The organism is Campylobacter sp. MIT 21-1684 (assembly GCF_026241315.1).
Taxonomy (GTDB): Bacteria; Campylobacterota; Campylobacteria; order Campylobacterales; family Campylobacteraceae; genus Campylobacter_D.
In genome coordinates this window covers 22,186-31,030 of the sequence record NZ_JAPHNA010000017.1, presented here as the reverse complement: position 1 = coordinate 31,030, position 8,845 = coordinate 22,186, and the positions used below count along the sequence as shown (strand labels likewise).

General features: G+C 30.3%; 9 protein-coding genes. 3 read left to right on the top strand and 6 right to left on the bottom strand.

Annotation, left to right across the window (positions count from 1 at the left end; translation table 11 throughout):
• Nucleotides 1-95 precede the first annotated feature (95 nt).
• Both flgH and OQH62_RS06950 read left to right on the top strand, forming a co-directional pair.
• The gene (gene flgH / locus OQH62_RS06955) at nt 96-794 is read left to right on the top strand and encodes a flagellar basal body L-ring protein FlgH (RefSeq protein ID WP_266015671.1); all 699 of its coding nucleotides are present in this window, start codon (nt 96-98) and stop codon (nt 792-794) included.
• Between the two features lie 74 nt (nt 795-868).
• Nucleotides 869-1,399, top strand: coding sequence for a hypothetical protein (locus OQH62_RS06950; RefSeq protein ID WP_266015670.1), 531 nt, complete (start codon nt 869-871; stop codon nt 1,397-1,399).
• A gap of 21 nt (nt 1,400-1,420) precedes the next feature.
• On the opposite strand, the gene OQH62_RS06945 is transcribed toward OQH62_RS06950, so the two are convergent.
• The 6 genes from OQH62_RS06945 to OQH62_RS06920 are packed head-to-tail and all read right to left on the bottom strand — an operon-like array spanning nt 1,421 to nt 7,288.
• Nucleotides 1,421-2,848: a Mur ligase family protein gene (locus OQH62_RS06945; protein WP_266015668.1), complete on the bottom strand. Its 1,428-nt coding sequence runs from the start codon at nt 2,846-2,848 to the stop codon at nt 1,421-1,423.
• Nucleotides 2,845-3,573 (bottom strand): alpha/beta fold hydrolase, encoded by a 729-nt coding sequence (locus OQH62_RS06940; RefSeq protein ID WP_266015666.1) that lies wholly within the window; start codon nt 3,571-3,573, stop codon nt 2,845-2,847. Before OQH62_RS06940 ends, OQH62_RS06945 begins: the two co-directional genes overlap by 4 nt.
• Nucleotides 3,554-3,790, bottom strand: coding sequence for a type II toxin-antitoxin system Phd/YefM family antitoxin (locus tag OQH62_RS06935; RefSeq protein WP_266015664.1), 237 nt, complete (start codon nt 3,788-3,790; stop codon nt 3,554-3,556). The genes OQH62_RS06940 and OQH62_RS06935 overlap by 20 nt, the downstream gene beginning before the upstream one ends.
• A 59-nt stretch (nt 3,791-3,849) precedes the next feature.
• Nucleotides 3,850-4,890 carry a D-alanine--D-alanine ligase gene (locus OQH62_RS06930; RefSeq protein ID WP_266015662.1) on the bottom strand — a complete coding sequence of 347 codons (1,041 nt, stop codon included), beginning with the start codon at nt 4,888-4,890 and terminating at the stop codon, nt 3,850-3,852.
• A gap of 11 nt (nt 4,891-4,901) precedes the next feature.
• Nucleotides 4,902-5,453, bottom strand: coding sequence for a Holliday junction branch migration protein RuvA (ruvA, locus tag OQH62_RS06925; protein WP_266015660.1), 552 nt, complete (start codon nt 5,451-5,453; stop codon nt 4,902-4,904).
• Nucleotides 5,429-7,288: a flagellar assembly protein A gene (locus OQH62_RS06920; protein ID WP_266015658.1), complete on the bottom strand. Its 1,860-nt coding sequence runs from the start codon at nt 7,286-7,288 to the stop codon at nt 5,429-5,431. The genes ruvA and OQH62_RS06920 overlap by 25 nt, the downstream gene beginning before the upstream one ends.
• A 110-nt stretch (nt 7,289-7,398) precedes the next feature.
• Here OQH62_RS06920 and murJ point away from each other — a divergent pair, with 110 nt between their 5' ends.
• Nucleotides 7,399-8,829, top strand: a complete 1,431-nt coding sequence (gene murJ, locus OQH62_RS06915; protein ID WP_266015656.1) for a murein biosynthesis integral membrane protein MurJ — start codon at nt 7,399-7,401, stop codon at nt 8,827-8,829.
• The last annotated feature ends 16 nt before the right edge of the window (nt 8,830-8,845 follow it).

The window sequence follows — 8,845 nt, the reverse complement described above, 5'->3', positions numbered from 1 at the left end:
TTCTATCGTTCTTTTTAGTGAAAATTGGAACATTCTTTGCTTTTGTAAGATTATGAAGTATTGTAAAAAATAATTTTTATATTTAAGGAATGAAAATGATAAAAGTTTTATTATGTATATTGCCTCTTTTATTTTTTGGTTGTTCAGCTACTGTCGATCCTCAAATTTCAATGAAGCCACCATCTTATGTTGAAGAACTTGCGCCTAAGCAAAGTAATAACATAGAAACAGCACCTGGATCTTTATTTGGTAGAGGAGACAATCCTTTATTTTCTGATAAAAAGGCTATGAATGTAAATGATCTTGTTACTGTCGTTATTCAGGAAAACACAACGCAAAGCACACAAGCCAACAAAGCTACTACAAGAACTAATACAGCCAATTTAGGTGGAGGTACACTCACTGGAGGAAAAGGAATTCTTGCTTCTGCGATGAATCAGGTCAATGGATATTCAAATATCGGTTTTCAAACTAATAGTACAAACAATTATCAGGGTACAGGTTCTCAAAGTAGAAATGAAAGGTTTAATACAACAATTTCGACACGAGTAATTAAAATTCTTTCAAATGGAAATTATTTTATAGAAGGTTCAAGAGAACTCTTGATTAATGGTGAAAAACAAATTATTCAACTTAGCGGCGTTATTCGCCCTTATGATATTGGACAGGACAATACAATTGACAGTCGCTATATAGCTGATGCTAAAATTCTCTATAAAACAGAGGGTGAAGTTGATAGAAGTACAAGAAAACCTTGGGGAAGCAAAGTTATAGAAGCTATTTGGCCTTTTTAGGCTTTTAGTTTGTAAATTCACATTTATTTCACTCAAAGCTATTACAATTTTTGCAAATTTTTAAAAGGTGAGATATGCAAAAATCATTATTCATGAAAGGTATTTTTAAAAAAGCAAGTCAATTGCGCTCTGACAATTTTAGTCTTGTTCAAAGTTATAAAATTCTTAAGAAAGAATATAGGGCTTGTTTGAGTACTAAAGAGAAATTTTTTCAAATTGTTACTTTTTTTGTTTTGTTTCTAACACTTTTTTTAGGTATTTACGCGTATTATATTGTTTTGTCTATGGAAGCAGAAGCTTATGTTTTTACAAATATTTCTTATGAGTATTTTTTCTTTTTTGTCTTTTTTCTTTTACTCTCTCTTTTTCTCCTCTTTTGTCTTAGGGGAAGAATTTGGGATTTTGTTGTGTTGAAACATCTTCTCTATAAAGCTTATGAGGAAAATTCTTTAAAAATATATTGCAAGTATTTTTTTATTATTCTTTTTGCTTTTATTGTGTTAAGTTTTATTTTACTCACTTTATTGGCTTATGAGTTTTCTTCTAATACAAATACAAGTTTTACTTTTACATTCGCGTCTTTATTAATGGAGATTTTTGATTAGAATTTTTTTGAATCGAATTTTTTATAAATAACTCGGTGCATCATTTGAAAAGAGTATGAGATCCCCTTTTTGAGTGTGTTTAGCCAAAATTTGTACAAGTTCTGACTTCTCTTTCAAAAAAATGCTTGGAATTGTTAATTCTTTTTGAAAGATTTCTGTATTTATTTGAGCACTGATAATAGCAAAATCGAAACATTCATTAATACTTGCACAGAGTTTTTTGTTTTCTTCTTCATCTACTTCTATTATACCCGGAGTTACAAGCACTTTACGACCTGCATATTGTTTGCAAAGCATATAGCTTTGACTCATTCCTTTAAGATTGCCATTATAACCATCATCAATAATAAATTTTGGTTCTTTAGCAATGACTTGTAAGCGGTGTTTGATAGCTTTTAGGGTTTGTATTTGTTTTTGCATATGTTCTATTTCAACTCCTAAAAATTCAGCACAAAGGATACAAGCACAAAGATTTTCTGCATTAAAACTGCCTAAAAGTTCACTGCTAAATTCGTATTTACCCTTTTGTAAAAGCACTTGAAAACGTAAATTCTCAAGCGTAGAATCAACAGATACAAGTTTTGTATCATACAATGTTATGACTTCATTTTCATCTTTTTGAGTACTTGAATGTAAGAATGCTCTTTGGAGTTTTTTTGAGAGTAGAGCTTCAAGTTTTGTTTGTCTTGTATTTTCTGTATTTTTGAAATACTGCAAATGAGCATTCCCAATCTCACCTATAATGCAAATTTGAGGTTGCAAAAGCTTTGTGATTTCAAGTATATCTCCTTTTGTTCTTGCCCCTGCTTCAGCAATATAAATTTGTATTTCATCGTTTAAATTTTCATTTACATCGCGTATTATTCCCATAAGTGTATTGACGCTTTTTGGTGTTTTATAAGTTTTCATTGTATCTTTAAGAAGTGCATACAAGAAATTTTTCATACTTGTTTTTCCAAAACTTCCTGTTACAAGCACTATTGTAAGTTTTGCATTTTTGTTAATCTTTGATTTTGCTTTATATAGATAGTATTTTGCTGTTATAAATTCATAAATTTTGAGACTTATTAGAGCGCTTGGAAGGGTAAGTAGATTAAAAAGAAAAGAAAATTCAAAGGCAAGTAGAGCAAAGAGAGTATTGAAAAGAAAGACGAATACAAAGAACCATTTTACTTTAGTTGTGAAAACAAGTTTTTGATCGATGCTTTTATTCCAAGCATATAAAATAGCTGTATGTAAAAAGGCAAAATATATCAAAGAATACAAAGGAAAACTTAAAAAAATAAAATAGGGTATAGCTAAAAAATAAATATGCAACATAGGTTTATGATAATGAAAAATGATACGTTTTATTTTGTAAGAATACCACTGCATAGCACTTATAAGATAAAATGCTATGCAAAAGTTAAAAAACAGACTGTTTAGATAGTAAAAAATATTTGTAATCATTTGTATCCTTGTAGTTTTGAAGCTATAAAATCACTATATTTGAAAAAGAAAAAATGATCCCCTTCTAAAGGATAGAATTCGCTTTGTACTATGAGTTTATGCATTTTTTCTCCGCTTTCTAAAGGCGTAGCTTTATCTTTCATTCCCCAAAAAATAAAAGTCTTGTTTGTGATTTTTGCAAAACGAGCACTCAAATCCTCATCAACAACATTTTTAAAAGTTTTGTACATAAGAGGGTTTAAATTTTTTGCGTCTTCACTTGCAAACAAGCGGTATAATTTTCCCAAACCGAAGTGTTTTACAATTTTAAAAAGTGTTATTTTCAAACGCACTTTGAGAGTTTTTTTAGCAAGAATACCTGAATTTGAGAGTAAAACAAGTTTCGTTGTTTGCCTTAACTTTTGTATGAGTAAAGCTGCAATTTTACCACCGAAAGAATGGCCAAGTATAATTTGAGGATAGAAATTTTTTGTTTGCAGAAATTCATAAACAATATCTGCATAATCATCACTTGTTAGAGGTTCTTCTATACTTGAATTGCCAAAACCCGGCAAGTCAAGATAAATTTGAGAAAAATTGTTGAAAACTTTTTCAAAGGCTTGCTTCATTAATTCTTTGTTAGCACCCCAGCCGTGGAGCAAAAGGATTTCAGGTTTTGTGGTATTTTGTAGTTCATAGCTTAGAGTATAGTTTTTTTCTTTGTATTTAATGTTCGCCTGTGCCATTTTCTACCTTTTGCGTTTTATAGATATTTTCAAGCAGGTTTAAGGCATTTTGCAGACGTTCAAATTCACTCATATTGAGCATAACAGCTTCAAATTTATTATTTTTCAAAATGACAATTCTTCCAGTTTCATTTTTCTTCAATCTGTCTAAAAGAGAACTAAAATTTCTTACAACTTCAGTGGCTGTATAAATCTCATTTTGTTTGAAACTTAACATAAAAAGCTCCTATACACATAAAATTTTATGTAAAATTTAACGTATTTTTTCTTAAAAGCCTATAATTTGCTTTTTTGCCCTTTAAGAGAATGCAGAAAAGTATAAGTAATATTGATTGTTTTTTCATTTTCTACACTCTTTGCAAGTTTGGCAATAATTTCATTGAAATCTTCAAACAAGTAGTTTGCAAGTGAGCCCGGATTGGGATTGATTTCATTGAGGTAAATTTCATCATCTTTGAGAAAAAAATCACAACGAATCAAAGCTCCACGAAATAAAGGTTCATAAATTTTTTTGAAATTCTGCCGAAGTTTATTTTTTAAGTCCTCACTTAAATCAGCTTCTATAAAATTAGTGCTTCCAGAAAAACTTAAGTATTTTTGCTCAAAGTCTAAAAATTCTTTCTTTTTCGGCTCTTCTATACGACTAAAGAAAAATTCATCTCCAATTATACATCCTGCAAGATTATACTCTTTAATATTGCTTTGGAATTCTTCCACAAGAAGATCTGTATCAAATTCAAAACCAACATCTTTTGCATAATCGAGCTCTTTTTTGTTATGCACTATACTAATTCCTATACTACTGCCAAGACGCGCTGGTTTTATGATGCAAGGAAATTTGAGTGATTGTTCTTGTTTTGTATCTTTTGTCAGCATAGTGTAATCTAAAGTCTTTACCCCGATATTTTTTGCATAGAGCTTAGTCAATTCTTTGTTAAAAGAAAGTACACTTGCCTCTAAGCGCGGACCTATAAATCTAATAGCGTAAAATTCAAGCAAACTAGCTATTTTTCCATCCTCACCATCTTTTCCGTGTATGAGATTTATAATACAAGAACATTCAAGCTTTTTTTCTTTTAAAAAACTCTTATAGAAAAAACCATTATGCTTGAGAAAAAGTTTTTTTTCTTTTTTGTATGCTAAAGAGCTGAAGATTGTTGCATTGAATTTTTCATTTGGAATATGATAAAAATTTCTTTCTGAATCGCAAAAAATAAATTCCAAATCTGCTTTCAACACTTTCTTTAATACTACAGCGCTAATTATACTGATTTCGTGTTCGTAAGAATTACCACCAAAAAGCACCCCGTATTTCATACTACCTCCTATTAACTAAGTTTTTTGAGCGCTTCTTTAACAAGTTCGCTTGTATTTGTGCTTTGACAGCTATTGAGTACATTAAGAATTGTATCTTGTTTAAATCCTAAAGAGAGTAAGGCTGCAAGAGCTTCGCTTTTTCCATTGTCTTCGGCAGTAAAAATTGTTTTAGAATCGCTTAGTTCTACTATGATGCGTTTGGCACTTTTTGCACCTATACCGGGAATTTTTTGAAATATTTGCTCATCTTTTAAATGCAAAGCCTTATGAAAAGAATTCACATCAAGACTCGAACACACAGTCATAGCTGTATTGGCCCCTATACCATTAACTTTTAAGAGCATTTCAAACATTTTTTGTTCGTTTTTGTCTAAAAATCCATAGAGTTTATTTGAATCTTCTTTTAGGATTTGTGTAACAAGCAATTCTGTTTTTTGAAGCTTTTCTAATTTTGCGGCACAAAAAAGTGAGACGAAAATTCCATAACTTATGCCAGAATCTGTTTTTATAATAGTATAGGTTGGTTCTTTTTTAGTAATTATTCCTTCGATGGCGACAACCATTCTAAATCCTTTTCATTGTATTGTGTTTGTTTATCAATTTCTATATGTTCTGTATTGTCGAGTTCATTTTTTTTGAGTTCTATGAGTTTAATTTGTTCTTTCTCGCTTGGAGAGTAAAAGAGTTCTTTTTTTGGTTGGAGCAAGCTAAAACGTACCTCATTAGCATTTCCCCATTTGCCATTTTTATTAATCATTTTTGCTTTAAATAAAATATTTTGAAGCGTTAAAATTTCTTTGTGTAAAGTTTCTTTTTGTATCGCAAGTTCATTTTTTTCTTTTTGAAGTTTATGAATCTTTTGAGTATGCAAGGAGTAGTCTTTGAGGATTTGTTCATATTGCTTTGGAATGTTTTTTCCGGAATTTTTCAATTCTGTAATTTTTCCTTCAATTTGTGCAATGGTGTTTTTGTTTGCAAGCATACTTTGTTTGAATACTTGGAGGGTACGATTGAGTGTAGAATCTTTTTCATCTATGATTTTGAGGTCTTTTTCATAGTCCTTATCTAAGGATTTTACTTTGCACAAAAATTTGTTGTTATTGCCAGAGATTTGCTCTACCACAACCGTATTATAAAACACGCAAGTAGTATTATTTGTAACATTTTCTATATAGAGGTTTTCAGCTTCAATTGTACCGCCAAAACTTTTTTTAATCTTCGCTGTTTTAGCTTTGACATTTCCACCCTCTAATAAATCAATACTAATATTTTCAGCTTCAACAAATCCACGGTGTGTTTTAATGAAAGCCTCTTTAGCCTTTATTTTTGCTTTCGAATGGGTAGAACCATCGATTCGCAACCGTGTAGCACTAAGATTTGTGTTGCTTGCGACATTACCACTAATATTTAATTCTTCGCATTCTATCCCTACACCTGAATTGACAGCATCTTCTATATCAGAAGGAAATTTAATATTAATTGTTACATTTTTATCAAGTCCAGCACGAATAATACCTGTATTTTTGAAATCCACAGCTTGAAATTCAAGTACATTGGCAATATCAAAATTGTTTGATTTTTCGACAATAAAGCCTTTTTTGAGAGCTTGATATTCTGTAAATTCTTCATTTTCAATGACTTTAAAAGCATTGGAGCAGGAGAATTGAATAGCGTTTTGTTTCGCTTGGACTATTTCGAGTGTGTGTAAATTCAAGTCTTTGCCTTCTTTGCCGTTTTTGGCTTTAGTGTGTCTTAGAACAGCTTCATTTTCATCAACACTAATGATTCCAGAAAGCTTTTCATCAAGAGAGAAGTTGTGGAGTTTTTCTTTGTATAGTAAAATCAAGTCTTCATCTTGACTTTGTTTAGGTTCAACACCTTTTGCAATAACAATCTTTACGCTTTGTTTTAAAGGTGTTTTCTTGTGTTTTGAAATCAAAGAGAGAAGATTTTTTTTAAAATCAAAAGTTCGAATTCCTATAAGAAAACGAAGTTTAAGCATTTTTTTATAAATATTTTGCAAAAGTTCAAAACCGAGTTTTTCGTGGAATTCTATTGTATTTAAATCAATCTGTGCGACAATTTTTGTAAGATTTTTATTTGCACCGAGTTTGATAGAATTGGCTATTTTGTTTTCCTTTGTATTGTGGAAAATTTCTATTTTATATTCTTGTTCTATTTGCAAATCATTTCTTAAAAAAATTTCATCTTTTTCAAACAGCACAAGTTCTTTTTCGGAAATCTTTGTCCAATCAGTTGCACCAAAACGGTATTGAGTAGAAAAAGCAAGGAGGGTAAAATCAAGTTCTTGAGCACTGATATTTGTTTTTGAAGCCACTTGTAAAAGTTCATAAGATGGATTATTTGTATGAGTAATAATTGTTTGGTCTAAAGCCAAAATTTTTTCCTTATATTAAGATTTGAACCGATAATAATTATAGTCAATTTTTAATCAATTTTAGTTAAAATACCTTGTTTTATACTTTAAAGAAAATTGATGAATTTTTAATGAAAGCTGTTGTGTTTAAAAATTTTATTATTAATGCTATTGGTATTTTATTTTCTCGTATTTTAGGTTTGGCTAGAGATGTAATAATTGCGTTGTTTTTAGGAGCAGGCTTATACAGCGATATTTTTTTTCTTGCTTTGAAAATGCCTGCTTTTTTTCGTCGTATTTTTGCAGAGGGTGCTTTTGGACAGAGTTTTTTACCTAATTTTGTTAAAGCAAGAAAAAAAGGGGCTTTTTGCATTAATGTGTTATGTCAGTTTGGTATTATTGTTTTTCTTCTTTGCCTTTTAGTGAGTTTTTTTTCAAGCTTTTTTACTACTATTTTCGCTCTTGGTTTTAGTACCCAAACTATAGCACTTGCTGCACCTTTAGTGGCTTTGAATTTTTGGTATTTGTTTTTTATATTTATTGTTACTTTTTTGGCTTGTTTACTCAATTACAGACAGAAGTTTTTTATTACTTCTTTTTCTTCCGCCTTATTTAATATCAGTATAGTTCTTGCTGCTTTTTTTGTAGAGAAGGACAGTCCAAAACAAACGTTGTACTATTTTTCATATGCTACTATTTTAAGCGGAGCAGCTCAACTTTTTTTACACAGCATCGCGTTAATAAAGAATCCTGTCATACGCGCTATGTTTTTGAGTGTGAAATTTCGACGTTTTAAAACAAAACTCAATCATTTTTATGGCAATTTTTTTCACGGAGTTGTCGGCTCTTCTGCAACTCAATTAAGCTCTTTGCTTGATACGAGTATAGCAAGTTTTTTACTTAGCGGAAGTATTTCATATCTTTATTATGCGAATCGTGTTTTCCAGCTCCCTTTAGCTCTTTTTGCCATTGCTTTAACGCAAGTAAGTTTTCCAAAAATTTTAAAACATCTTAAAAGTGGGCAGGAAAAAACAGCTCTTGAATTTATGCAAAAGGCTTTAGTTTTTTTAACTATTTTGCTTTTATGTTCAAGTATTATTGGTTCTTTGTTTGCTGTTGAGATTTCATATCTTTTATTTGAAAGAGGGAATTTTACCCATCAGGATACAATTGTAACGGCTTCAGTACTTATTGCCTATTTGATAGGACTTGTGCCTTTTGGTTTGCAAAAATTGTTTTCACTATGGCTTTATGCAAAATTCAAGCAAAAAACGGCTGCAATTATTGCCTTTAAAGCATTAATTCTAAGTACTTTGTGCTCTCTTGTTTTGATTTTTTTAATTGAAGATGAAAATTTTAAGGTTGTAGCCATAGCACTTTCAAGCTCTTTATCTGCTTTTTATTTACTTTTTGCGACTCTTAAGGAATTTGGTTTTAGAAATTTCTTTACTCTTTTATCTGTAAAATCGTGTTCTTTAATTTTTATAGTATTTGTTGTATTTACTCTTTTACTTTTTGTATTAAAGCCTTTGATTAGGAATTTTGTTATTTCTTTCTTGTAGTATTTTCTAAGGAGTG

Excerpts from the sequence above, each read along its gene's own strand:
- OQH62_RS06945 (WP_266015668.1), bottom strand. The coding sequence starts at position 2,848 with ATGATTACAAATATTTTTTACTATCTAAACAGTCTGTTTTTTAACTTT.
- OQH62_RS06930 (WP_266015662.1), bottom strand. The coding sequence starts at position 4,890 with ATGAAATACGGGGTGCTTTTTGGTGGTAATTCTTACGAACACGAAATC.
- murJ (WP_266015656.1), top strand. The coding sequence starts at position 7,399 with ATGAAAGCTGTTGTGTTTAAAAATTTTATTATTAATGCTATTGGTATT.
- ruvA (WP_266015660.1), bottom strand. The coding sequence starts at position 5,453 with ATGGTTGTCGCCATCGAAGGAATAATTACTAAAAAAGAACCAACCTAT.
- flgH (WP_266015671.1), top strand. The coding sequence starts at position 96 with ATGATAAAAGTTTTATTATGTATATTGCCTCTTTTATTTTTTGGTTGT.
- OQH62_RS06940 (WP_266015666.1), bottom strand. The coding sequence starts at position 3,573 with ATGGCACAGGCGAACATTAAATACAAAGAAAAAAACTATACTCTAAGC.
- OQH62_RS06935 (WP_266015664.1), bottom strand. The coding sequence starts at position 3,790 with ATGTTAAGTTTCAAACAAAATGAGATTTATACAGCCACTGAAGTTGTA.
- OQH62_RS06950 (WP_266015670.1), top strand. The coding sequence starts at position 869 with ATGCAAAAATCATTATTCATGAAAGGTATTTTTAAAAAAGCAAGTCAA.